Genomic DNA, 24,656 nt, shown 5'->3' with positions numbered 1-24,656 from the left:
GCCGATCCAGAGTATCGCTTTCATTATGGCCCGTCGCGATTGCGGCGGGCCATTTTCTTTGCTCCGAGGGGTAAATGTGATTGCCGCATATGTTGACATAAAGATATCTTTATGTGATTGACTTGCCTTAGTGTTTGTCGTTTTCAGAACGGGAGATTTCCCATGTCCGCCATCGACGCCCTTTTCGGCGATGTTTCCTGCAAGCCGGATGGCTCCGAGATCAAGCGGGCGCTGGCCCAGGTCGCGCGCGAACGCATCCTGATCATGGATGGCGCGATGGGCACGGAGATCCAGCAGCTCGGCTTTGTCGAGCAGCATTTCCGCGGCGACCGATTTGGCGGCTGCGCCTGTCATCAACAGGGCAACAACGACCTTCTGACGCTGACCCAGCCGAAGGCGATCGAGGACATCCATTACGCCTATGCCATCGCCGGCGCGGATATCCTTGAAACCAACACGTTCTCCTCGACCCGCATCGCCCAGGCCGATTACGGCATGGAAGACATGGTCTATGATCTCAACCGCGATGGTGCCCGAGTGGCTCGGCGCGCGGCCAAGCGGGCCGAAGCCGCAGACGGTCGCCGCCGTTTCGTCGCCGGCGCGCTCGGGCCGACGAACCGCACGGCGTCGATTTCGCCCGACGTCAACAATCCCGGTTATCGCGCCGTCACCTTCGACGATTTGCGAATCGCCTATGCCGAACAGATCCGCGGTCTGATCGACGGCGGCGCCGACATCATTCTGATCGAGACGATCTTCGATACGCTGAACGCCAAGGCGGCGATCTTCGCGACCAAGGAAGTCTTTGCGGAGAAGGGTATCGACCTGCCCGTCATGATCTCCGGCACGATCACCGACCTCTCGGGCCGCACCCTGTCCGGGCAGACGCCGACGGCCTTCTGGCACTCGGTGCGCCATGCCGAGCCTTTCACCATCGGGCTCAACTGCGCGCTCGGCGCCAATGCCATGCGCGCCCATATCGACGAACTTTCAAGCGTTGCCGATACCTTCGTCTGCGCCTATCCCAATGCCGGCCTGCCGAACGAGTTCGGCCAGTACGACGAAACGCCGGAGCAGATGGCCGCCCAGGTGGAAGCCTTTGCGCGCGACGGGCTGCTCAACATTGTCGGCGGCTGCTGCGGCTCGACGCCGGCCCATATCAGCGCGATCGCCAAGGCCGTTGCCAAGCATCCGCCGCGCGAGATCCCCAAGGTCGAGCCGCTGATGCGGCTCTCCGGGCTGGAGCCCTTCACGCTCACCTCCGACATTCCCTTCGTCAACGTCGGCGAGCGCACCAACGTCACCGGCTCGGCGAAGTTCCGCAAGCTGATCACTGCCGGCGATTATTCGGCCGCTCTCGACGTCGCGCGCGACCAGGTGGCGAACGGCGCCCAGATCATCGACATCAACATGGACGAGGGCCTGATCGATTCGAAGCAGGCGATGATCGAGTTCTTGAACCTCGTCGCCTCCGAACCCGATATCGCCCGCGTTCCCGTGATGATCGATTCGTCGAAGTGGGAAGTGATCGAGGCGGGCCTGAAATGCGTTCAGGGCAAGCCGCTGGTCAATTCCATCTCGATGAAGGAAGGCGAAGAGGCGTTCCTGCACCATGCCAGGCTTTGCCGCGCCTACGGTGCCGCCGTCGTCATCATGGCCTTCGACGAGGTCGGCCAGGCCGACACCCAGGCGCGCAAGATCGAGATCTGCACACGCGCCTACAAGCTCCTGACGGAACAGGCGGGCTTCCCGCCCGAAGACATAATCTTCGATCCGAACATCTTCGCCGTGGCGACGGGCATCGAGGAACACAACAACTACGGTGTCGACTTCATCGAGGCGACGCGCGAGATCATCAAGACCCTGCCGCACGTGCATGTGTCGGGCGGCGTCTCCAACCTCTCCTTCTCGTTCCGCGGCAACGAGCCGGTGCGCGAGGCAATGCACGCGGTGTTCCTCTACCACGCCATCCAGGCGGGCATGGACATGGGCATCGTCAACGCCGGCCAGCTCGCCGTCTATGACGCCATCGATGCCGATCTGCGCGAGGCCTGCGAGGACGTGGTGCTCAACCGCCGCGCCGATTCGACCGAGCGCATGCTGGAGATCGCTGAGCGCTATCGCGGACAGGGCGGCTCGCAGGGCCGCGAGAAGGATCTTTCCTGGCGCGAATGGTCGGTGGCAAAGCGCCTCGAACATGCGCTGGTCAACGGCATCACCGAATACATCGAGGCTGATACCGAGGAGGCTCGGCTTGAGGCAGCGCGGCCGCTGCATGTCATCGAGGGCCCGCTGATGGCCGGCATGAACGTCGTCGGCGACCTCTTCGGTTCCGGCAAGATGTTCCTGCCGCAGGTGGTCAAATCCGCACGCGTTATGAAGCAGGCGGTCGCCGTGCTCTTGCCGCACATGGAGGCAGAAAAGCTCGCCAATGGCGGCGAGGCGCGCGAAAGCGCCGGCAAGATCCTGATGGCGACGGTCAAGGGCGACGTGCACGACATCGGCAAGAACATCGTCGGCGTCGTGTTGGCCTGCAACAATTACGAGATCATCGATCTCGGCGTCATGGTGCCCTCGGCGAAGATCCTCGAAGTGGCGCGCGAGCAGAAGGTCGACATCATCGGTCTCTCTGGCCTGATCACGCCCTCACTGGATGAAATGGTGCATGTCGCCTCGGAACTTGAGCGCGAAGGCTTCGACGTACCGCTGCTGATCGGCGGCGCGACCACCAGCCGCGTGCACACCGCCGTCAAGATCAATCCGCGCTACGATCGCGGCCAGACGGTCTACGTGACCGATGCCAGCCGCGCCGTCGGCGTCGTATCGAGCTTGCTCTCGCCCGAAGCGCGCGACAATTACATGGAGACGGTTCGGGCGGAGTATCGCAAGGTCGCCGACGCGCATGCGCGCAACGAGGCGGAAAAGCGCCGGCTGCCCCTGTCGCAGGCACGTGCCAATCAGCATCGGGTTGACTGGTCGAATTATCAGGCCAAGACGCCCTCGTTCCTCGGCACGCGCGTGTTCGAAAGCTGGGATCTGGCGGAGCTTGCCCGCTACATCGACTGGACGCCGTTCTTCCAGACCTGGGAGCTGAAGGGCGTCTATCCGAAGATCCTCGACGACGAGGCGCAAGGTGCGGCTGCCCGCCAGTTGTTCGACGACGCGCAGGCGATGCTGAAAAAGATCATCGAGGAGAAGTGGTTTGCGCCGAAGGCGGTTGTCGGCTTCTGGCCGGCAGGCACGGTCGGCGACGATATCCGGCTCTTTACCGGAGAGGATCGGGCCGCTGAACTTGCGACCTTCTTCACGCTGCGCCAGCAACTCAGCAAGCGCGATGGCCGTGCGAACGTCGCCCTTTCCGACTTCGTCGCGCCTGTTGATAGCGGCTCCAACGACTATGTCGGCGGTTTCGTTGTCACAGCCGGCATCGAGGAAGTGGCGATCGCCGAGCGCTTCGAGCGCGCCAACGACGATTACTCCTCGATTATGGTCAAGGCGCTGGCCGATCGTTTCGCCGAGGCCTTTGCCGAGCGCATGCATGAATATGTGCGCACCGAACTCTGGGGTTATGCGGCGGACGAGACGTTTACGCCCGTGGAGCTGATTGGGGAGCCCTATGCCGGCATCCGCCCGGCGCCGGGTTATCCGGCCCAGCCCGATCACACGGAAAAGGCAACGCTCTTCCGGCTGCTTGACGCAGAAGCAACGATCGGCGTCAGCCTCACCGAGAGCTATGCGATGTGGCCGGGTTCGTCGGTTTCCGGCCTCTATATCGGCCATCCCGAAGCCTATTACTTCGGTGTCGCCAAGGTCGAGCGCGACCAGGTCGAGGACTATGCGACACGTAAACGCATGCCGGTGCGCGAGGTCGAGCGCTGGCTGTCGCCGATCCTCAACTACGTGCCGATGCCTGAGACCGAAGCGGCCGAGTAGCGTCGCCTGAGGGCGAGATGACGAGCCGACAAGGGCTCGTCAATGCCGTCATTGCGCGTCGCCTTTGGGCTCGTCTTCGAGTGCGACAAGGAAAGCCGTGAGCGCGGCATTGAAGCGGTCGGGCCGCTGCAGCGGGGCGAAGTGGCTGACGCCATCGAGAAGGATGAACGCGGCGCCGGGAATGCTGCGGGCGAGATGGTCAGCATGCTCGTGTTTGATGAACTCGTCGTTTTCGCTTTGGACGATCACGACCGGCACGCGGATCTTGCCGAGATCTTCCGCCGTGTAGTTCGGCTCGGTTCTCTGCATTTCGCTGACGGCGTCGACGAAGGTGCTGAAATCGTCGGGCGTCGCCGACAGCGCGCGGTAGTCTTCGGCATGACGGCTGAAGCAACGGTCGAGCACCGGGCTCGGCTCGATGTCCTTCGTTCCGCTCGGGTCCATGTTGCAGGCGAAGAAGAAGACGCCGCTGACGCGTTCCGGCGTCTGTGAGGCGAGGATAAGCGCGATGCAGGCGCCATCGCTCCAGCCGGCAAAGGCGGCCTTCTGAATATCCAGCCTGTCCATCACCGCAAGCACGTCCGCCGCCATCAGTTCGTAGGTGTAGGGCTTTCGGTCGCGGGTGCTGCGGCCATGGCCGCGGCTGTCGATCAGGATGACGCGGTGGCCAGTGTCGAGCAGGGCCGGGACTTGAAAGCCCCAGTTGCCGCTGTGGCCAAGGCCGCCGTGCAAGAGGATAACCGGTTCGCCCGATCCATAGGTCGCATACCAGATTCGTGCGCCGTCACGCTCGACACGGCCTTCACCCGTTGCTGCGGGCAGGGGCGTTGCGCCATGCTCGGCGAAGGCCGCAAGGTTGTCATCGCTGTGTTCCATGCATGCGGCCTCCGCTGCCAAATTCGCGGCACGCCTAGTTTACCGGCTGCGGCTCGGGAAAGTGCCAGGTTCCGTCGAGGATTTCCTTGCGCGGCCGGTAGAGCCGCACCGTATAGTTCCAGCCGTCGACCACGGGCAGGCAGTTGGCGATCTTGCCGTCGCAGCCGCCGAACTGGATCGAGACGCTGCCATCGTCGCCCTTCTTGGCGGTGATATTGTTGATCGCGTAGGCATTGTAGGCGTTCTTTTCGTAGAAGCCTTGCGCGTCGTAGACGCTGACCGACCAGAAGGCATCGACCGGTACGTCCTTGACGTCGAGCTTGTAGATGGTCTTGCCGTCGTTCTTGGCGGGCGTGACGTTGAGATAGGACGCGTCCTTGTCGGGGTTGCCGCCCCAGCCGGTCGCGGTGCCGATCAGATGGCGGATCGGGTCGACGTCGGCCTTGGTGCCGAAGGCCTTCTTGAAGTCCGGCATGGTGGCGCCGAGCGCAAGCAGGGCTTCGCGCACCTTCTTCTGGCTGGCCGGGTCCCAGGCCGGGATTTCGAACGTGCCTTCCTTCTCCTGGGTCACCTTGATCGCATCCTGCAGGGCGTGGACTTCGGCGATATCCTTCTGGTCGGTCGGATCGACCAGGGTGCGGACGCCGACAACGGCGTAGCGCGTGCCGACCTTTTCCTTGGTCAACGTCACCTCTCCGGCGCCGTAGACGACCTCCGGCACATAGTGGTCCTCATTGACCACCTGCAGCGACATGAAGCGTTTTCCCGCGTCCGGCATGGTGACCGTAACCGGGCCCGCGTCGAGATCGAACACGGCCGATGAATAGAGCGTATCGCGGTTGAGGCGAATGACGGTCTGATTGTCGATCGAAGCCGGTTCGCGCCGATGCACGAATTTGCCGAAGGCGCCGTCCTTGACCATGGAGGCGAGGTACATGTCGCTCTCGGCACGAACGAAGTTGTCGACACCGACGGTTACGGGGTCGGCGGCGCTTGCCTGGGTTGCGGCAGCCATCGCCAGTGCACTGGCAATGAGGAACGAACGATAGTGTTTCATATTCAAATCCTCGTTGATCAGTTGGCGCGCCGCATCGGCGGCGCTTTCCATTTTCCGTCCAATGCGTCCGGCTTTGGCCAGTAGAGCCGCATGGCGGTGAAGAACGGGCCGCTCGGCGCCGGCAGCCAGTTTGCTTCCTTGTCAGGCCCAGGGCTCTCGTGCTGGACGTAGAGCGTCACGCCGCCATCGGCGTCCTTTTGCAGGTTCGGTAGCATCGGCGAGTTGATGAGATAGCGGTTAAGCGGATTGGCGTAGAGCAGGCTCGACGGCAGTTCGTAGAGGGTCAGCGACCAGAAGGCGTTGACCGGCGGCAGTTGCTCGGGTTCGAAGCGCAAGGTGTAGTGGCCCGACCCGGTCAGCGGCTTCTTCTGGTCATCGACGAAATAGGCGGGATAGAGAGCTTCGTCCTTCGAGTTGCCGTAGATACCGAGAACCGCGCCGGACATGCGCTGCATATAGTCGTTCTTCAGGAACTCCCGCGTGCCGAACGCGTCGGCACTCGAAGCCTTGCCGGTGTCGATTTCGGTTTCCTTGTGTTCCTTGAACGCCGCCCAGGCGTCCGCCATGCCGTCAGTGATCGCCTTCTGGATCTCCGGCGAGAAAGCCGTGATGTCGAACGTCTTGCCCGCACCGATGTTCAGATCGGCGAAACGCTGCATCAGCGCCGTTTCGGACGGGTGCGTCGGGCAGTAATGCAGGATAAAATTCAGGACCCTGTAGAAGTCAGGCGAGGTCTTTTCGTCAGCCGCGCTCAACGGGGTGATAAAATCGACGGCCGCGGCCGGTGCCGGAGCCGGCTGACCAAGGAAGCTCGACAGCAGCTCGACCCTGTAGCCCGCCTGGATCTTCTTGACGTTCTCGATGTCGGCGGGATCAAACATCTGCGTGCGGTAAAGCACGAAAGCGAATTCCGTTTCCGACCGGATCACCGCCTTGATCCCGGGCGGGGTTTCACCCTTCCAGCCCGGTCCCGCCAGCAGGAAGGTGCCAGCCTCGTTGCCGGTGGCGCGACTTCCGACATAGGCGAAATTGAACGTGTACATGTCGACGAACTGGAGCGAGTAGTAGCGCTCCCTCTCGACCGCCGGCACGGTCAGGACCAGCGGCTCGGCGCGCAGGTCCGCGCCCAGGAAGGAGTAGGGCGTATCGGAATTTGGCGTCTGGATCGCCTTGTCGTCAGGCGTATAGACCCGCGCGGTATTGTTGAGCGTATTCCAGCCGCTCTTGAACTCGGGATTGCCGTGATCGACGAAATAGGAATGCTGCACCCTGTAGCTGTCGACCAGCGGGAAACCGTAGATATAGGCGTCCTTGGCAATGGCGCGCGCCTCGTCCGCAGAGAGGCCTGCATCGGCAGCCCTCGCGCTCGTCAACTTGAGTGCGGGAAGTGCCGTGGCAAGAGCGCCGAGCACCAGCAGAGACCGTCGTTTGAGCATGGCAGCTTCCTTCGGATGATCGCCTGTAATCGTGGCACTTCAGCGAGGTCCTGCAAGTACGTAACGGTTACGGCCTGGTCGACGCGTCTCATCCATGCGTGCCGATGGCGCCGCCCGCCAAGCTGCGGTACCATTGCCGCTGGAGTACATCGCACGTTGAGAGCCCGTCGATGGAGCGCCGTCTCGCAGCCGTCCTGATCGCGGATGTCGTCGGTTACAGCCGCTTGAGCCGGCTGGACGAGGAAGGGACGCGCTTGCGATTCCAGTCGGATCTCGGCGATATTCTCGAGCCGCTTTTCCGCGAGCATCACGGGCGTCTGGTGAAGACGATGGGCGATGGCCTGCTCGTCGAATTCCGCAGCGTTGTCGACGCGACCCAATGCGCAGTCGAGATCCAGCGGCGCAAGGCGGAGGCGGAAGCCGACAAGGCGCCAAATGGCGAGAGGCTGGACTTCCGCATCGGCATCAATCTTGGCGACATCATCGTCGAGGGTGACGACATCCATGGCGACGGCGTCAACATCGCCGATCGGGTCCAGGGACTTGCCGAGCCGGGTGGTATTGCGATCTCCGGCACGGCTTACGACCAGGTCAGCTCCAAGCTGAAAGTCGGATTTGCGTCCCTGGGTCAACAGACGGTCAAGGGGCTTGCCGAGCCGATCCGGGTTTACCGGGTCCTCCTCGATCCGGGGGCCGCCGGCAGGACGGTTGTCGAGAAGCCTCGACGCAATGCGGCCTGGGTGAAGGGATCGGTCGTTGGTCTCGTCGCGATTGCGCTGTCGACTGCGGTCGCCTGGTGGCAGCCGTGGACGTGGATCGGGCAGGAGGGGATGGCGCAGCGCTTCGCCTATCCGCTGCCGGACCAGCCTTCGGTTGCCGTGCTGCCCTTCATCAATGTCAGCGGCGACAGCGATCACGACCATTTGGCCGAGGGGCTGACGGACGATCTCATCACAGAACTCTCGAAAGTGTCCGGCCTCTTTGTCATCGCGCGCCATTCGGTGTTCGCGCTGAAGGGCAGTACCGACAAGATCCAGGACGTGGCCGCCGAACTTGGCGTACACTATGTGCTGGAGGGCACGCTGCAGCGGGCGGACCAGCGGTTGCGCATCAACGTCAAGCTGATCGATGCGATGAGCGGTCTTTCGCTCTGGGCCGAGCGTTACGATCGGCAATACGCCGACCTCTTTGCGGTTCAGGACGACGTGATCGGCAAGATCATCGCAGCGCTCGAGGTCAAGCTCAGCGAGGGCGAACGCGACCAGCTGGCGCGCATTCCGACGGACAATCTCGAGGCCTACGACAACTACATGCGCGCCGAGCAGCAGGGCTTGATCTGGCGCGACGTCGACACCTATCGCCAGACGCTTTCCTATTATCAGCGGGCGATCGATCTCGATCCGAAGTTCGCCGATGCGCATGCCGGTATCGCCCGGGTCGCCGTCGACGTCTGGCGCAACGACTACAACTATCTCTGGTCCGCGGCCGTGGCGCGCAAGATCGCCTATGATGCGGCGGGACAGGCCCTGAAGCTCGACGCCAACAACGCCCGCGCCCATACCGTGCTGGCGCTGCTGCAGCTGGTGGACGGCCGTCCCCTTGAGGCAAAGGAATCGGCGCTTCGAGCTGTCTCGGCGCAGCCGGGGGATGCCGAGGCGCTCGCCAATCTGGCGCTGATACTGGCCCAGACCGGTGAACACGAGCAGGCGCTCGACGATATCGAGCGGGCGCTGAGGCTTGATCCGTCGCCATCTTCGAGCCTGCAGCTGCTTTCGGGCATCGTCTATTACACGACGCGTCACCTTGAGAAGGCGATCCCCCTGATCGAAGCGGCCGGCGCATCCTTGCCAAAGGCGGAGGCTGTGCGGGAGTATCTGGCGTCGGCCTATGCCCAGCGCGGCGACCAGCAGAGTGCGGCCGCCGAAGCGGCCGAGCTGTTGAAGCTCTTCCCGGACACGAACCTGAGCTACTACGGCTATCTCTACGACTACTGGCGCGAAGAGGATCTCTATCGCCACCTCTTCGGCCTTCGCGTCGCCGGTATTCCGGAATGGCCCTTCGGCTTCGTCGGCGCCGCCAGCGACCGGCTCGGCCCGGCCGAGCTGAAACAACTGACCACCGACAAGACCTGGGTCGGCGTGCACAAGAACGGCACGGGCTTTGCCCAGTTCTTCGACAAGGACGGCAACACCGCCTATCGCACCAGCAACACCAACATCACCGGTCGGATTGAAGTGAAGGGCAACCAGCTCTGCGAAAAATATGACGGCTATTTTCTCGACCGCATGGTCTGCGGCTATGTCTACCGCAATACGGCAAAGGGCGAGCGCACGGCGGACTACATCAATGTCACGCCGCAGTCGCTGAAGTTCTTCTCGATCGAGAAGTGACGGTTGTCATCGCCGAGCCGCCGGCCTTCAGGGCCGGGGCTGCGTCCAGTTGATGTTCGCCTTCTCGGTGAGCAACGTCTGCTCGACCTCGGACCAGTGCTTGCGCGAATCGACCACCTTGTTCGGGTTCTTCACCAGTCCGTCGGCTGCGCCCGGATCGTAGCTGAGATAGAGCTTGTCCTTGATGATGCGCCAGGCCTTGGGATCGATGTTGGTCGTGACCGTGCCGAAGGAGACGCCATCGGCACAGTAGCCGCCATATTGCGGCGCATAGCGGGTGGGCTCCTTGATGAACTGGTCACGGTGTTCGGCGCTGGCAAACTGCCAGGTGGCGCCGAGCCAGCGATAGCTGAATTCGGGTGATCCTTCGACAGCCTTGTTCTCGGTGAAATAGGCGACCGGGTCGTAACCCTTGATCGCCACGTCGCCAAAGTAGCCGGTGTTCACGGGCTCTTCTGCCAGTGACGGGACGGCCGGCGCAAGGAACGCCGCTGTCGCCGCGATTATAAATCGTATGGAGTGTCGAGACATGCCGTTTCCTCCGTTTCCGGATCTATTGACGCTTCGTGCATTCGCCGTAGAGCCATTCGCCGACAAGCTCGGCCTTCTGGCAGGTGGCGCCGGCCTTCAACAGAAGTTCGGCGGCCGGCCAATAGGACCGCCAGCCGGCCTGGGTGAGCGGCGTATAGCCGTTGCGCTCCTTGGCTTCGATGTCTGCCTTGTTGGCAAGCAGGAAGGCGACCACTTCGGCGTGGCCTTCTTCGGCCGCCGCATGCAGCGGCGACATCTTGTAGAAGTTGGCGACGTCGTTGACCGCCGCGCCCTTGGCGACGAGTAGTTTGACGGTTTCGAGATTGCCGCCATAGGCCGCGGCGTGAAGCGCGGTGAGACCGCCCTTATTGCGGATCTCGATGTCGTTGCCGCGGTCGATGAGAAGGGCGACGACCTCGGCGCGACCCTTGAGAGCGGCAATCAACAGCGCCGGTTCACCGGCCGCATCCGGCTCGGTTATGTCGGTTCCCTGATCGAGCAACTGTTTGACGCGTTCCGTGTCGCCGTCCCGTGCAGCGTCATGCAAAGGACCCGCGTTCGCCGCCGCGGCGAAGAACGCCACCGCGACTAGCGAAGCAAAGAGAGATTTCATCGCGTAACCTCCGCCCCAGCTTCGGTCTCGCCAATTAGGAAGGGCGAAAATACCACAGGGCGGCCGGCGGAAACAGGCATTAGCGCCGCCCGATCCATACTCCTTTTGGGTGTCTGCGATGAGGAATGCCTGTCAGGCGGCGACCTGCATCAGGTCGAGCATGCGGCCGATTGCGCTCGGGATGGGGGCGATAATCGGCGTCGAAAACATCGGCTGGAGCTCGTCGGCCGCCTGGCCGAGCGGGCCGCCGCCGATGATGACGGCCTCGGCGCCGTCGAGCTCGATGCATTGGCGGACCGCCTCGCCGAGAGCCGAAAGCAGCCGATCCGGGTGGGCGGAAAGCGCCAGCGGATCACCCGAAGTGCAACGGATGCCGGTATATTGTTCCCAGACGCCGAGATCGCGGGCGCGGTCGTCGATCGCCTGGATCAGTTCCGGCGTCGTGGTGGCGACGCCGAATTTGCGGCCGCCCTGTGAGGCCTCGATCATCGAGGCCTCACAGATTCCGATGACGGGGATATCGAGCCGGTGCTTGAGCGCGGCAAGGCCGGGATCGCCGAAGGCGCTGACGACGATGCCGAGGCATCCGACCTCATGCTTTTCGCCGATCTCGACGACCTCGGCAGCGGATGCGTCCAGCTGCTCCGGTGTGACGATCATCGGCGGGTTCCGCATGGCCGTGGCGACTGCCACGGCCATGCGTCCTGATGCTGCCCGGCGTGCGATGGCGACCATCATGTCGCTGGTGGCACGCGAACTGTTCGGGTTGATCAGAAGGATATGTGCGCTCACGTTCTCAGTTCCACGCCGACTTTGATTTCAGAAGTGTCAGCCTTTGCCAGGTCGGCATCGGCAGGCTGGGTGAGGTCTTCCATCGACATGCCGTAGGTTTCGGGGCCGAGCTGGATGCAGAAGGCAAAGACCGCATACATGCCGGCGGCAAGCCCGAAGACACCGACCATGCCGTAGACGTCGAAGAGGGCGCCGGCGATGGTGGGGACGAAGGAACCCGCGGCCGAACCGGTTGCCAGGATCAGCGCCACGCCGAAGGCGCGGATGCGGGTCGGAAAGAGTTCGGGCGCATAGATCCAGATCGAGGTGTTGAGCAGCAGCACGAAGAACTGGAAGATCGCGCCGAACATCAGCACCAGATAGATGTTGGTGCCGAGATAGGCGATCGAGACCGCCGCGAGGCAGGCGAACACGGCGCCGAGCGTCAGCACCTTCTTGCGCGGGAAGTAGTAGCCGAACATCGAGGCGGCGATGGCACCAAGCACGCTGCCGCTCTGGATGATCATGCTGTAGAGCAGGCTGCCCTGCAGCGTATAGCCCATGGAGACGAAGATGATCGGCATCAGCGTCAGCACCGAAAGCTGGGCGCCGTAGCTCATCAGGATGGCGATGGCGACGGGGATCGTGCGGCCGATGAAGGGCGCGCGGAAGAGTTCCTTCCAGTCGCTCTTGGCCGGCTCTTCGTCTTTCAGGTGATCCTTGGTCAGATACTCCTGGACCTTGAGATTGCGCGGGCGCAACGAGCCGGAGGCAAGGATGGAGAGCACCTTGTTGGCTTCGTCGATCTTGCCCTGTGAAGCCAGGAAGCGCGGGGTCTCCGGCACGAAGCGGCGATAGAAGACGACGAGCAGGGCCGGGAGCGCGAGGGCGGCGAAGAGCCAGCGCCAGCTGTTTTCACCCGGGAAGAGGGTGAAGATCATCAGGCCGAAGGCGGGCGCCAGGAAGTTGCCGAAGCCGCCGGCGCCGACATTGACGAGGCCGGCCGCCGTGCCGCGGAATTTCGGCGAGCAGAATTCCGACAGCATGGTAACGGCCGTCGAGATTTCGCCTCCGACGCCGAAGCCGACGATGGCACGGGCAAAGCAGAGCGTGGCGAAGTTCGGCGCCATGGCGCAGGCGGCCGAGCCAATGGTGAAGAGCAGGAGGTTGATGGTCAGCATCACGCGTCGGCCGTAGCGGTCGCCGAGGATGCCTGAAAGCAGGCGGCCGATCGCCGCGCTGCCGAAGGTGATGGTGTTGAGGAAACCGATGTCGGTGCCGGTAAGGCCCCAATGTTCTTTCAGGATCGGGCCGGCAACGCCGATGGTGTTCTGTTCGAAGCTGTCGAACAGGCAGCCGATGAGCACGAGGGCGAGAATTTGCTTGTGGGCGCCGGTGACGCCGATCTTGGTGAAGGCTGATTCCAACTGTCTGATGACCGGCGATGACCTGCCGGACGGTACCATATTTTCCGCTGCCATGGTTCGTTCCCCTTTATGGCTTAACAACGTGAAAATGTGAAAACTCAGTTTCATAAAATCTACATGATGAAATCTGAGTTTCATAGGAGATTCTATGACGCGCTGCGAAAGGAAATGGCCGCTCGCAACCCAGGTTATGGAATGCAGATTTCGTGCCACTCGGTGGGAAACGACAGTTTCTCGTTTGCCGTCAAAAGCTTGGCGACAGATTGCACTCTAACGGGCGGTTGAAACCCAGATTTCTTGTGCTCGAAAAATGTTCTGCCGTTTCAGGCAAATGCCCAATCGGCGCTCACAATTCGTCGAGCGCGTCGTTGATCGCCTCGATGCCGCGCAGGCGGTTTCGGCCGGCGGGACCGGCGATTTCGATGCAACGCGTGGTGAGCAGATGGCAGAGCGCCATCACAGAGACGTGGTTGAACAGGGGCCCCGGCGCCAGCGTCTGGCAGCGGAAATGCCATTCTGCCTGGTTGAGGAAGGGAACGCCTTCGTCGGTGATATAGAGCAGCCTTGCGCCCGATTTTTCGAGCTGCGCGAGGATCGGTTCCATCAACGTGACGCGCCGGCGCAGGCCGAAAAGGATGACGACGTCGTCGTTGTTGATGCTGACCAGATGTTCGCCGAGCGTCTGGCCGCCGCCGGGAATGGCCGAGATGTGCTCGACCACCTGTGTCATCTGCCATTGCAGATAGGTGGCGAAGGAATGGCTGGCGCGAAAGCCGATGACCCAGACTTTGCGGGCGCCAAGGATGGCGGTTGCCGCCGCCGTCACCTGGGTTTCGGAAATGGCGAGAAAGGTCGCTTCGATATTGGCCACGCCCTGCGCCACATGGGACGTGAGCGACTGCTCGCCGCCGCTGTCGGTGGCGGTTGCAAGGAACAGGCGCGAACCGGTCTGCTTGTCGGCGCGGGCATGCCGACGCGCTTCTTCGTAATTGTCGTAGCCGAGCCGCTGGATGAAGCGAGAGACCGTCGCCTTCGACACATGTGCGAGCGCCGCCAGTTCCTGGGCTGAGTAGCTGGCGACCTCGCCTGGAAAATCGCAGAGGAAGTCGCCCAGCCGCCGCTCGGCCGGATGCAGTTCCGGCAGCACTTGGCGAACACGGGTGAGGAAGGAACGTTCTTTCGGGCTCATGCGATGTCCATGAAACTGGCGTTTCACGGCAATCTCTGATTTTCACGGGGATATTGCAAGCGAGGCGGGCGGATGCCGCCTCGCTTTCAACGGCTGCAGACGCGGGCAGTTGCCCGCGTGCGTCAGTATTTCGACGGCACGTAGAGTTCCGGCGGCAGAACCTTGCGCTCGTAGTCCGGGTTGAAGACGCGTTCCGGCAGGGAGATTTCCTCGTGCGGCACGTCCTCGTAGGGGATCTGCCTCAACAGGTGGTCGATACAGTTCAGACGGGCGCGCTTCTTGTCGTTGCCTTCGACGATATGCCAGGGCGCTTCCGGGATGTTGGTTCGGGCGAAGGTCTCCTCCTTGGCCTTGGTGTAACCTTCCCAGCGCACCCGCGACTGCAGATCCATCGGCGACAGCTTCCACTGCTTCAACGGGTCGTGAATGCGCACCAGGAAGCGCATCTGCTGCTCCTCGTCGGTGATCGAGAACCAGTACTTCACCAGCCGGATGCCGGAGCGAACCAGCATGCGCTCGAATTCCGGCACGTCGTCGAAGAACTGCTCGACCTGGTCCTCGGTGGCGAAGCCCATGACGCGCTCGACGCCGGAGCGGTTGTACCAGGAGCGGTCGAAGAGCACGATCTCGCCGCCGGCCGGCAGGTGCGGCACGTAGCGCTGGAAATACCATTGCGTCTTTTCGCGGTCGGACGGTGCCGGCAGCGCGACGACACGCACGACGCGGGGATTAAGCCTCTGGGTGATGCGCTTGATGACGCCGCCCTTGCCAGCGGAATCGCGGCCTTCGAAGATCACCACCACCTTTTCCTTGTGATGGACCACCCAGTCCTGAAGCTTGATCAACTCCGACTGCAACTTCAGCAGCGAGCGGAAGTAATCGATGCGCGGGATCGAAGGCGGGTGGTTCTTGCGGTAGATCTTGCGGATCTCTTCCGACAGCGCCGGTTCGGAAAGCTCGAGTTCGTAGTCCTCGTCGAGCGTGTCGGCCAGTTCCGCTTCCAGCCAGTCCTGCGTTTCGATCTCGTCGTTCGACCTGTTCATCTGACCCTCCGGATTGCGTGTGTTCGACGACAACTTTGCGTGATGCCATCGTTAGTCGGCTTATTTCACAGCCGCATGAAGGGAATTTGACGCTGACCTCCACGCCCCGATCGGCGCTATCCCTTGATGTACCAGCCCCAGGGCTCGTCGGCGTCGAAACTGGTGATCTGCTTGGTCTCCAGATAATTGGAAAGGCCCCAGCGGCCGAGCTCACGGCCGATGCCCGATTGCTTGTAGCCACCCCAGGGTGCTTCGGTGAAGGTCGGCTGCGAGCAGTTGATCCAGACGATGCCAGCGCGAAAAGCGCGGGCGATGCGCTCGCAGCGGTCCCTGTCGGCCGACATGACGGCGGCTGCAAGACCGAAGCGGCTGTCGTTGGCCATGCGGATCGCGTCGGCCTCTTCGCCAAACGGCTTGACGCAGACGACCGGACCAAAGATCTCCTCGCGCCAGACGTAACTGTCTTCGCGCATATCGGTCAGCACTGTCGGTTCGATGAAGTAGCCGCTGTTGAGGCCGGCCGGGCGGCCGCCGCCGGCAGCCACCGTGGCGCCGTCCTGGCGGGCGCGGTCGATCGCGCCCATGATCTTGTCGTACTGACCCTTCGAGACGATCGGCCCGAGCAACGTGCCGTCGTCGAGGCCGTTGCCGATGGTGATTTTTGCTGCCTCCTCGCAGAGGCGCTTGATGACAGTCTCGTAGATCGTCTCCTCGACGAGCACGCGCGAGGTCGCCGAGCAGACCTGGCCCTGGTTCCAGAAGATGCCGAACATGATCCATTCGACGGCCTTGTCGATGTCGCTGTCGGCAAAGACGACGAAGGGCGACTTGCCGCCGAGTTCGAGGCTGACATTCTTGATGTCCTGGGCACCGGCCATCATCACCTTGCGGCCGGTGACGACGGAGCCGGTGAAGGCAAGCTTGTCGACCAGCGGATGCTCGGTCAGCGGCTGGCCGGCGTCCTGGCCGGTGCCGGTGAGGATGTTGAGCACGCCGGCCGGCAGCCCGACTTCCTCGGCGATGACGCCGAGCTCAAGTGCTGTCAGTGGCGTCAGCTCCGACGGTTTGAGCACGATGGTGCAGCCGGCGGCCAGCGCCGGAGCCACCTTCCACGACACCATCAGCAACGGATAGTTCCACGGGGTGATCGCGCCGACGACGCCGAGCGGTTCGCGCACGGCGCGTGACGTGAAGCGGCTGTCGCCGACGGCGATCGCCTCCTCAGGGCTGGTGTCCAGTTCCTCGGCGAGGCCGGCATAATAGCGGAAGCAGCCTGCGGCATCGTCGATGTCCCACAATGCTTCCGGCAGCGGCTTGCCGTTGTCGGCGACTTCGAGCCGGGCCAGCGAGTGGCGCTTTTCCTCGATCTTGGCGGCGATTGCACGCAGATAGGCGGCGCGCTCGTTGCCCGAAAGTTTTGGCCAGGGGCCGCTGTCGAAGGCGATGCGGGCCGCTTTTGCGGCTCTGTCCACGTCTTCGTAGGTTGCCGCAGGCGCACGATGGATGATCTCCTCCGTCGCCGGATCGATCACGTCGAGCGTGCCGCCGCGCCGCGGTTTTTCCCATTTGCCATCAATGAACAACCGGTCCTGCATGCAATACCCCTTTATAGCCCGGTGTGAGTATGGCCAGTCAAAGTGAAACACGCCAGCCGTAAGTTACGGCTGGCGTTGATCTTTTTGCCGCGAGACACTGTTCTAACGGTCGGTCGCCGACCCGCGCCACGCGAGGAACGGCAGAACCGGAAGCACGGCGCAGGCGCTGGCAAAGAGCCAGAACTGCCCGAGGGTCACGAGATTGCTGGTATAGAAGGCTCCCGAGACGATGCCGGCGATCAAGCAGGCATCCATGAGTGGCAAGCTCACGGCGTAAAACACTGCCTGGCGCTCCAGGGACAGGCAGCGTTGCACAAGGGTAAAGTAGGTGGCGAAAGCGATCATCTCCGGTATGCCGCCGACGATCAGCAGTCCGCTGGCCACCAGGGAATTGGGGGCAAAAATCAGCGCGAAGGTCGAAAGGCCCTCGAGCAGGCTGGAGAGGAGATAGGCGCGAAGCAGCGCCTGCGTACTGGTCAAAGTCCCCGCCAATCGGTGCGAGACGACGGCACCAATCAGGGCGCCGGCGCCCTGTGCCGCCAGAAGCAAGGTCCACATCGCCGGGCCGAGATGAAACTGGTCACGATTGAGCCAGAACAGGAACGGCTGCAGTGCCCCGAGCGAGACCATGTAGCCGAAGGCCGGGAGCAGCAAAGCCCAGAGCAAGGGATTCTCGCGAAACATCGCAAGGGGTTCCCGTCCGAAGCCCGATGCGTGCGAGGGTGCCGCGTTCTCTTGCACCGGCTTGTCGCGTGGTTGAAGCGCCAGCAGAAGGGCTGCCCCGATCTGGGCAAGGGACAGCGCAAGAAGGGTTGTCAAGATCGAGGCGGAGGCAGCTGCCAGACCCGCCGCCGGCGGACCGAAAATCTTGGCGAAGCGGTCGATCGCCTGGAAGGCGGTGTTGGCCTCCATGTTGCGGCTGGCTGGAACGACGGCGGCGCGCAGCATCAACAGACCCGGCGTGACCACCGCGTCCGCAGCGCCGATGACCAGGACGATCATGTGCAATGTCATTGCGTCCGGCGCGAACGCAAGGCCGGGAATGGCGATGGCGGTCACCGACAGGCAGCACAGCACCGGAAGCTGCGGGCCGCTGCGCCGTAGCAGCGAGGCGACGATCGGCGCAAGCAGGAGGCTCGGCAGCAGACGCAAGGCAAGACTGCCGACCAGTTCCGCACCGGCGCCGAAGCGGCTTGCAGCGACGAGCGGCAGCGCGGCGACGAGCATCCAGGAGCAGAAGGAATCGACGGTGAGGACGAGGCTGATGCGCCGGAAGGCGGCAACGCCCCAAAGATTGGATTTGTCCATAGGAGAGCCCGATGAGACGCAATCGATCTCGGGTCTGCTGTATTGGGCAGGTTTGATGAGATCGAACGCGAACAGGATAAGCCCGCGCAAGAGGCGGACGGTTCTGGGCTCACAGATGCAAGCCCCGCCTTGCGGGGCAAATCAGGCCATCAAATGGGGTTCGCTCGACATGGTCAGCCATTTACCATGGGTGCTTCTCAGGTGACAAGCGGTAGCCTTGATCGTCATGGCTGCCGCTGCCGAGATGCGGCTCTGTGCTATCGCGGCGCGTTGGCCAAGACCGGCGTGACATTGGCGATCTGGGTGATCACCATGCCGCCGACGATGAAGAACAGGCCGGTCAGCCGCGCCGCATTGACCGGCCTTTGCGGGAAACCCATCAGGCCGTAGTGATCGATCAACATGGAAATGACCATCTGGCCGGCGATGACGGCGACAATGAAGCTTGCCGCGCCGAGCTTCGGCGCAAGGAGGAGAGCCGCGGTGATGTAGATCACGCCGGCGAGGCCGCCGATCCAGATCCACCACGGACCCTTGAATGCCACAGCCAGGCTGGGCAACGGCGCCCGGAAGGCAATCAGCATCGGCAGGATGAGCGCGAGACTGACGCCGAGCGAGACGACCGTCGCCCAGAGCGGATGGCCGAGGAGGCGGCCAAGGTTGGCATTGGCGCCGGCCTGGAGGGGGACGACGGCGCCGGCGAAGATCGCCACGGCAAGCAACAGGAGGGAGGAGAGATTGGGCATTGTTTTTCCTTTTTGTTGCGGCGATCCTCCATCATCTATCTTGGGAATGGAAATTCCAATTTTTCACGTGCTATATTCGTATGATGAATAATCTTGGCGCAATCGACCTGAACCTGCTCGTGGTGCTCGACGCGCTCCTGGCGGAGCGCCACGTCTCGCGCGCGGCTCTGCGGTTGAACAAGAGCCAGCCTGCCGTCAGCCATGCGCTGGCGCGGTTGCGCGCTCTGTTCGACGATCCCTTGCTGGTTCGCCATGGCGGCCAGCTCGAGCCGACGGTGCGGGCGCTGGAGATCGCGCCGCAGCTTGCCGAAGCGCTCGCGCATATGCGTCTGCTCATGGGGTCTCAGCCGTTCGATCCGGCGCGCGAGCCCCACGTCTTCCGGCTGGCGATGTCCGATTACGCTGCGCTTGTGCTGCTGCCGCAACTGATGACCGTGCTGCGCCGGCAGGCGCCGAACGTCGATCTCCTCGTAAGCCAGGCAAGCCGCGAAGTGATGATGGCACAGGCCGTCGACGGCGAAATCGATCTGGCGCTCGGGGTTTTCCCGACGCTTGCCGAGGATCTGAGGACATCATTGCTGTTCGAGGAGCACTTCGCCTGCCTGGCCGATCGCGCGAGCCTCGGCGGCGAAACGACGATGGATCTTTCGGCCTATCTGCAGCGGCCGCATATTCTCGTCTCCCTGCGTGGCGATACCGGCAACGAGATCGACCTTGCGCTTTCGGCTATTGGACACAAGCGCCGCATTGCGCTGGCCCTGCCTCATTGGAGTGCGGCGCCGGGTCTCGTTCCGGGAACCGACCTCGTGCTAACGGTTGCGCGCCGGATCCTGCCCCGCGACGGGGAGATCGGGCCGCTCGCCATCTTCGCGCCACCCTTCGCGATCCCGCCCTTCGCCTTCCGGCAGATCTGGCACCGGCGGCGCGACGGCGACCCCGCCCATCGCTGGCTGCGGGATCTGATCACCGGCATCCTCGCGCCGCCGACTGGGGCCCCCGCGGCCGTGTGATTGGACGGCCTGAAAACGAAAAGGCCCGGTGCGGCGATGCCGACCGGGCCTTTTTTCTATAGGCTTTGCTGCGCTTCAGTCGTGGCTGACGCCCTGGATCGCCGAAACCTGCCATTCGGCACCCGGCTTGCGCACGAAAGTCCAGAGCTCGACGGCTTCCGTCAGATTGTCCGGATCGCCGCTGATCACCTTGCCGGTGGTGCGGTCGCGCATGACGTCGATGCTCTCGTAACGCATGGCGACGGTCGCAAATTCGGTACCGTTTTCCGACCAGGCTTCGGCGACGTCGCCCTGAACGAGGTGCACGTCGCGCACATCGTTCTTGACGCCGCTCGTGGCGTTGTCGCTGAGCTCTTCTGCTAGGTACGACATGGCTTCCGGCGTCGTCAGGCGACGCAGCGTGCCGTAGTCTTCCGCGGCGTAAGCCGCCTGCACGTCCTTCAGCATCTTTTCGAACTGCTCGAGGTCGGACCCCTGGACGCCGATTTCATCGGCCGGGCCGTCGGTGACGGGCGCCGCCTGAGGGGCTGCCTGGGGTCGAGCCTGCGCCTGACCGCTTGCCTGGCCGCCGCCGATGCTCGGGATCTTGAACGACGGCATGCCGTTCGATGGCTGCTGGCCCGACGAGCGCTCGGACGGGCCGGCATAGGCTGTCTGCTGGCGGTTGCGGTTAAAGAAGCGCATGGCGAGCATGATCAGGCCACCGATCAGGAGCATCTGCACGATCAGGCCGAGGAAGCCGGCAGCACCGCCGAAACCGCCGCCCATCAGCATGCCGATGAGGCCGCCGACCATCAGGCCACCGAGCAGCGAACCGCCGAAGCCGCTGAAGAAGCCCGGACGGGCGTTCGGCTGGGTGGCGTTCGGGCGCGTCTGGCCGGCTGCCGGATTGGTCGCGGCCGGGCCTGCGTCCTGGCGCGGCGTCATCGAACGGTCGATCGGTGCCGCGTTAGTCGGCGCGGTACGGGTGACCGGTGGCTGCGAGAAGGTGCGGGTGCCGCGGCTACCGAAGCCGCCGCCCGAACGCCGCGCTTCGGCGACGTCCACAACGGTCAGCGCAACGACCATGCCGATCGCCATCATTGCCAGAGTTCGTCCAAAACGCCCAAATCGCTGCATTGCCATCACAACCCCTAAATCTTGCTTGGGCTCAAACCGAGCCATCAGGACCTGATATAGGGGCTCAACGCCTGAGATTTAAGCTTTTCGCGTCGCTTTTCGGCCAGTTTACCGTTATCCGACACCGCTAGCTGGCCGAATCCGGCATGGAATCAGCATCTTCGACGGGCGCCCGAGTGCAGCCCGCCCTTGCCGCTGACGCCTAACGATTGACTGCCAGGATCATCGTTGCCGCCTTTTCGGCGATCATGATCGTCGGCGAATTGGTGTTGCCCGAGGTGATCGTCGGCATGACCGAGGCGTCGGCGATGCGCAATCCCTTCAGGCCGCGCAGGCGCAGTTCCGGATCGACGACGCTCTCCGGATCGGCGCCCATGCGGCAGGTCCCAACCGGATGGAAGATCGTCGTGCCGATATCGCCGGCCGCGCGCTTCAGGTCCTCCTCGGTCTCGTAGGACGGGCCCGGCTTGAACTCGACCGGGTTGAAGCGGGCGAAAGAGGGTTGCTTGACGATCTGCCGCGTCAACCGGATGGCGCTGACCGCGACATCGCGGTCGGCCTCCGCCGTCAGGTAGCGCGGCCTGATGTCCGGTGCGGCGGCAAAATCCGGACCCTTCAGATGTACCGAACCGCGGCTTTCCGGGCGCAGATTGCAGACGCTGGCGGTGATTGCCGGGAAGGAATGAACCGGCTCGCCGAACTTGTCGAGCGACACCGGCTGCACGTGATACTGCAGATCCGGCGTTTCCTTTTCCGGTCCGGAGCGGGTGAAGATGCCGAGCTGGCTCGGCGCCATTGCCATCGGCCCGGAACGCTTCAGCAGATATTCGAGCCCGATCGACGCCTTGCCGAACAGCGAGTTTGCCTTTTCGTTGAGCGTCGGCACGCCGGTGACCTTGTAGGCCATGCGCAGCTGCAGATGATCCTGCAGGTTTTCGCCGACGCCGGCGCGTTCGTGGCGAAGCTCGATGCCGTTTGCCTGCAGCACGTCACCACGGCCGATGCCGGAGAGTTCGAGGATATGGGGTGAGCCGATCGCGCCGGCGGAGAGCACAGTTTCGCGGGTTGCGCCGGCGCGCTTGACTGTGCCGTCATGCTGGAATTCAACGCCGGCGATGCGATCGCCCTCGATGATCAGCTTGCGCACATGCGCCTTGGTCAGAACTGTGAGGTTGCCGCGCTTCTGCGCCGGGCGCAGGAATGCCTTTGCGGTGTTCCAGCGGATGCCGGAACGCTGGTTGACATCGAAATAACCGGAGCCTTCGTTGCTGCCGCGGTTGAAATCCGGCGTCTCGGGAATGCCGGCTTCGCTTGCCGCCTTCTGAAAAGCGTCGAGCACGTCCCAGCGCACGCGCGCCTTTTCCACCCGCCATTCGCCGCCGGCGCCGTGCATCTCGTTGGCACCGCGATAGTGGTCCTCGGATTTCCTGAAGAGCGGCAGCACGTCGTCCCAGCCCCAGCCGGTACAGCCGAGCTGGCGCCAGTGGTCGTAGTCCTCAGCCTGGCCGCGCATATAGATCATGCCGTTGATCGACGAGCAGCCGCCGAGCACCTTGCCGCGGGGATAGCCGAGCGAACGGCCGTTCAGGCCCTCTTCCGCTGCGGTCGTGAAACACCAGTCCGTGCGCGGATTGTTGATGCAATAGAGATAGCCGACCGGAATGTGGATCCAATGGTAGTTGTCGCGGCCGCCGGCTTCGAGCAGCAGCACGCGATGCCCCGGGTTTTCCGAAAGGCGGTTGGCAAGCACGCAGCCGGCGCTACCTGCCCCAACGACGATGAAGTCGTATATGTCCATGGTTCTCCCTCGATATGTACGGCGCGACCCTTCAGATCCCGGGTTCGGGCGACATCGCTCCTTCAGCCGCGCCCCGGCGCCGCATTCTTGAGCTTCGTCATCTTGTCTTCTTCCTGAACCGTCAGCCGCCGCGAACGAACGCAGGAATACTCCGGCGCCGGATGGTGGCCGCCGGGGCGTTCGTTTCGGTCTGTTCATATTTGGCCAGACATGCTCCTCAGATGTCCGCTCTGACGCGTACAATCGGGAAAAAACCGCTTGGATGCAAGCGTCCGGAACCGTAAATTGCAAAACAGGATCTGTTCATTTTCGGACAGACGGGGAGTAAGCATGAATCCGAATTTCACCTGGGACGATCTGCAGTTCTTTCTGGCGGTGGCCCGCACCGGGCAACTGTCGACGGCGGCGCGGCGCTTGAGGACCAGCCATGCCACGGTGTCTCGTCGCATCGACAGGCTGGAATTCGCGCTCAAGGTCAAGCTGTTCGAGCGCAATCCGCGCGGCTACATCTTGACCGGCATGGGCCAGCGCTTCGTCGAAACCGCCGAGCGGATCGAGCGCGAGACCGAACAGTTGCAGCTCGACATCAATGACGGTCTGACGGCGCAACGCGGCGTCGTCCGTCTCAGCACACTCGAAGGCTTCGGCAACTTCTTTCTGGCCGACCGGCTGGCGGACTTTGCGGCGCGCTATCCGAACGTCTCCCTGGAGATGCTGGCGATCCAGCAGATCATGTCTCTGTCGCGCAAGGAGGCGGATATCCAGGTGGCGCTGACGGCGCCGAAGGCTGGGCCTTACCAATCCGAGGTGCTGACGCCCTATACGCTGCATGTCTATGGCGCGCGCAGCTATCTCTCGAAGCACCCGCCGATCACCGGGCGCAACGATCTCGCCGCACACCGCTTCGTCGGATACATCGACGACATGATCTTCGCGCCGGGTCTCGATTACCTGGGGGAGCTGCAGCCGGGCCTGCATGCCCATTTCCAGAGTTCGAGCATCCTGACGCAGTCGAAGGCCGTGCGGCAGGGGCTGGGCCTTTGCGTCTTGCCACACTTCATCGCGCAGCAGGAAGACGACCTGGAGATCGTTCTGCCGGAAGAGATCGAGCTCAAGCGCACCTACTGGCTGGTTTGCCATAGAGACCTGGTTGCCGTCCCGCGGGTAAGGGCGGTGCGCGAATTCCTGATGCAGAGCGTCAGGGAAAACCGCGGCCATTTCACCCGTGAAATGGCACTGCCGACCACAGACGTTAGGCACCTGTCGCGCTCCTAAATCCTGCCTGATTGTGGCGATATATGATCTTGCAACCAAGGGCAGTGATTTGCGGACCGAAAGACCGCGGTCTCGCGGATCAAAATCGACCTAGTTTATCAACAGCTGGAATTATTGTGTAAATTCAGTGAGTTGTCGATTTTTGAAGTTTTTTTGAACGTGGCTGTTGACGTGTCGGATGTGTGGGGTCTATAAGCCCGATCACTGACGAGGGCGGCAGCGCTGCTGGCGACGACGACCTTCGCTCTAGAGTTTCCTGGTTGGCTTGGTGCTGATTGAGGGGTTCGGGACGAGAGTTCTGGGCTTTGTGGGAACGGTTTGACGGACGGTGCGTTCGTCGGTTTTTTGACAATTGAATATAGAGAAAGAGAAACGTGGGCGGCGGAGCTCGTGGGGAACTTCGGTTCCTTATGAAAGAGACTTTGGCGGTCACGTTTTAACAAGAGACTACACCTGTTTTCTCGATGGCGATCTTTGGATTGTTGTTGATTGAAGACAAGGTGTGAGTTCTCGTCGATTCAGAACGTGACGTAATGCCA

At 62.7% G+C, this 24,656-nt stretch carries 18 protein-coding genes; 4 read left to right on the top strand and 14 right to left on the bottom strand.

The window, feature by feature from the left end:
- The first annotated feature begins 162 nt into the window (after nucleotides 1–162).
- Complete coding sequence (metH, locus tag IB262_RS15810; protein WP_112975138.1) at nucleotides 163–3,933, top strand: methionine synthase; 3,771 nt, start codon at nucleotides 163–165, stop codon at nucleotides 3,931–3,933.
- A gap of 48 nt (nucleotides 3,934–3,981) precedes the next feature.
- On the opposite strand, the gene IB262_RS15805 is transcribed toward metH, so the two are convergent.
- The 3 genes from IB262_RS15805 to IB262_RS15795 are packed head-to-tail and all read right to left on the bottom strand — an operon-like array spanning nucleotide 3,982 to nucleotide 7,302.
- Complete coding sequence (locus IB262_RS15805; protein ID WP_060521353.1) at nucleotides 3,982–4,809, bottom strand: alpha/beta hydrolase; 828 nt, start codon at nucleotides 4,807–4,809, stop codon at nucleotides 3,982–3,984.
- Nucleotides 4,810–4,843: 34 nt separating this feature from the next.
- Nucleotides 4,844–5,866 (bottom strand): DUF1254 domain-containing protein, encoded by a 1,023-nt coding sequence (locus IB262_RS15800; RefSeq protein WP_060521564.1) that lies wholly within the window; start codon nucleotides 5,864–5,866, stop codon nucleotides 4,844–4,846.
- Nucleotides 5,867–5,883: 17 nt separating this feature from the next.
- On the bottom strand, nucleotides 5,884–7,302 hold the full coding sequence (locus tag IB262_RS15795; protein ID WP_060521352.1) for a DUF1254 domain-containing protein: 1,419 nt from the start codon (nucleotides 7,300–7,302) through the stop codon (nucleotides 5,884–5,886).
- Nucleotides 7,303–7,472: 170 nt separating this feature from the next.
- Here IB262_RS15795 and IB262_RS15790 point away from each other — a divergent pair, with 170 nt between their 5' ends.
- Nucleotides 7,473–9,692: an adenylate/guanylate cyclase domain-containing protein gene (locus tag IB262_RS15790; protein ID WP_060611018.1), complete on the top strand. Its 2,220-nt coding sequence runs from the start codon at nucleotides 7,473–7,475 to the stop codon at nucleotides 9,690–9,692.
- Nucleotides 9,693–9,719: 27 nt separating this feature from the next.
- On the opposite strand, the gene IB262_RS15785 is transcribed toward IB262_RS15790, so the two are convergent.
- The 9 genes from IB262_RS15785 to IB262_RS15745 form a co-directional block, all read right to left on the bottom strand.
- Entirely contained in the window at nucleotides 9,720–10,223 is a 504-nt protein-coding gene (locus IB262_RS15785; RefSeq protein ID WP_051659626.1) for a YHS domain-containing (seleno)protein, read from the bottom strand.
- A gap of 22 nt (nucleotides 10,224–10,245) precedes the next feature.
- Entirely contained in the window at nucleotides 10,246–10,836 is a 591-nt protein-coding gene (locus IB262_RS15780) for an ankyrin repeat domain-containing protein (RefSeq protein WP_034802356.1), read from the bottom strand.
- A 132-nt stretch (nucleotides 10,837–10,968) separates the two neighbouring features.
- Nucleotides 10,969–11,628 (bottom strand): aspartate/glutamate racemase family protein, encoded by a 660-nt coding sequence (locus IB262_RS15775; protein ID WP_034802354.1) that lies wholly within the window; start codon nucleotides 11,626–11,628, stop codon nucleotides 10,969–10,971.
- A complete protein-coding gene (locus IB262_RS15770; RefSeq protein WP_034802351.1) occupies nucleotides 11,625–13,088 on the bottom strand; it encodes an MFS transporter in 1,464 nt (487 codons plus the stop codon). Before IB262_RS15770 ends, IB262_RS15775 begins: the two co-directional genes overlap by 4 nt.
- 292 nt (nucleotides 13,089–13,380) lie before the next feature.
- The gene (locus IB262_RS15765) at nucleotides 13,381–14,223 is read right to left on the bottom strand and encodes a MurR/RpiR family transcriptional regulator (protein ID WP_034802348.1); all 843 of its coding nucleotides are present in this window, start codon (nucleotides 14,221–14,223) and stop codon (nucleotides 13,381–13,383) included.
- 122 nt (nucleotides 14,224–14,345) lie between these two features.
- Complete coding sequence (gene ppk2 / locus IB262_RS15760) at nucleotides 14,346–15,266, bottom strand: polyphosphate kinase 2 (RefSeq protein ID WP_060530005.1); 921 nt, start codon at nucleotides 15,264–15,266, stop codon at nucleotides 14,346–14,348.
- A 116-nt stretch (nucleotides 15,267–15,382) separates the two neighbouring features.
- Nucleotides 15,383–16,861: an aldehyde dehydrogenase family protein gene (locus IB262_RS15755; RefSeq protein ID WP_112975137.1), complete on the bottom strand. Its 1,479-nt coding sequence runs from the start codon at nucleotides 16,859–16,861 to the stop codon at nucleotides 15,383–15,385.
- Between the two features lie 102 nt (nucleotides 16,862–16,963).
- Entirely contained in the window at nucleotides 16,964–18,169 is a 1,206-nt protein-coding gene (locus IB262_RS15750; protein ID WP_112975136.1) for an MFS transporter, read from the bottom strand.
- A 257-nt stretch (nucleotides 18,170–18,426) separates the two neighbouring features.
- On the bottom strand, nucleotides 18,427–18,915 hold the full coding sequence (locus IB262_RS15745) for a DMT family transporter (RefSeq protein WP_192493690.1): 489 nt from the start codon (nucleotides 18,913–18,915) through the stop codon (nucleotides 18,427–18,429).
- A gap of 80 nt (nucleotides 18,916–18,995) precedes the next feature.
- Here IB262_RS15745 and IB262_RS15740 point away from each other — a divergent pair, with 80 nt between their 5' ends.
- On the top strand, nucleotides 18,996–19,925 hold the full coding sequence (locus IB262_RS15740; protein WP_246802656.1) for a LysR substrate-binding domain-containing protein: 930 nt from the start codon (nucleotides 18,996–18,998) through the stop codon (nucleotides 19,923–19,925).
- Nucleotides 19,926–20,000: 75 nt separating this feature from the next.
- Here the strand turns inward: IB262_RS15740 and IB262_RS15735 are convergent, their stop codons facing one another.
- Both IB262_RS15735 and IB262_RS15730 read right to left on the bottom strand, forming a co-directional pair.
- Nucleotides 20,001–21,050: a Tim44 domain-containing protein gene (locus IB262_RS15735; RefSeq protein WP_090295429.1), complete on the bottom strand. Its 1,050-nt coding sequence runs from the start codon at nucleotides 21,048–21,050 to the stop codon at nucleotides 20,001–20,003.
- Nucleotides 21,051–21,246: 196 nt separating this feature from the next.
- Nucleotides 21,247–22,842 (bottom strand): GMC family oxidoreductase N-terminal domain-containing protein, encoded by a 1,596-nt coding sequence (locus tag IB262_RS15730; RefSeq protein ID WP_060582918.1) that lies wholly within the window; start codon nucleotides 22,840–22,842, stop codon nucleotides 21,247–21,249.
- 330 nt (nucleotides 22,843–23,172) lie between these two features.
- On the opposite strand from IB262_RS15730, the gene IB262_RS15725 reads away from it, so the two are divergent.
- Nucleotides 23,173–24,117: a LysR family transcriptional regulator gene (locus tag IB262_RS15725; protein ID WP_192493689.1), complete on the top strand. Its 945-nt coding sequence runs from the start codon at nucleotides 23,173–23,175 to the stop codon at nucleotides 24,115–24,117.
- Nucleotides 24,118–24,656 lie beyond the last annotated feature (539 nt).

The sequence above is a fragment of the Ensifer sp. ENS02 genome, from assembly GCF_014851885.1.
In the GTDB taxonomy this organism is placed as follows: domain Bacteria; phylum Pseudomonadota; class Alphaproteobacteria; order Rhizobiales; family Rhizobiaceae; genus Ensifer; species Ensifer adhaerens.
This window is presented reverse-complemented; position numbering and strand designations above follow the sequence as displayed.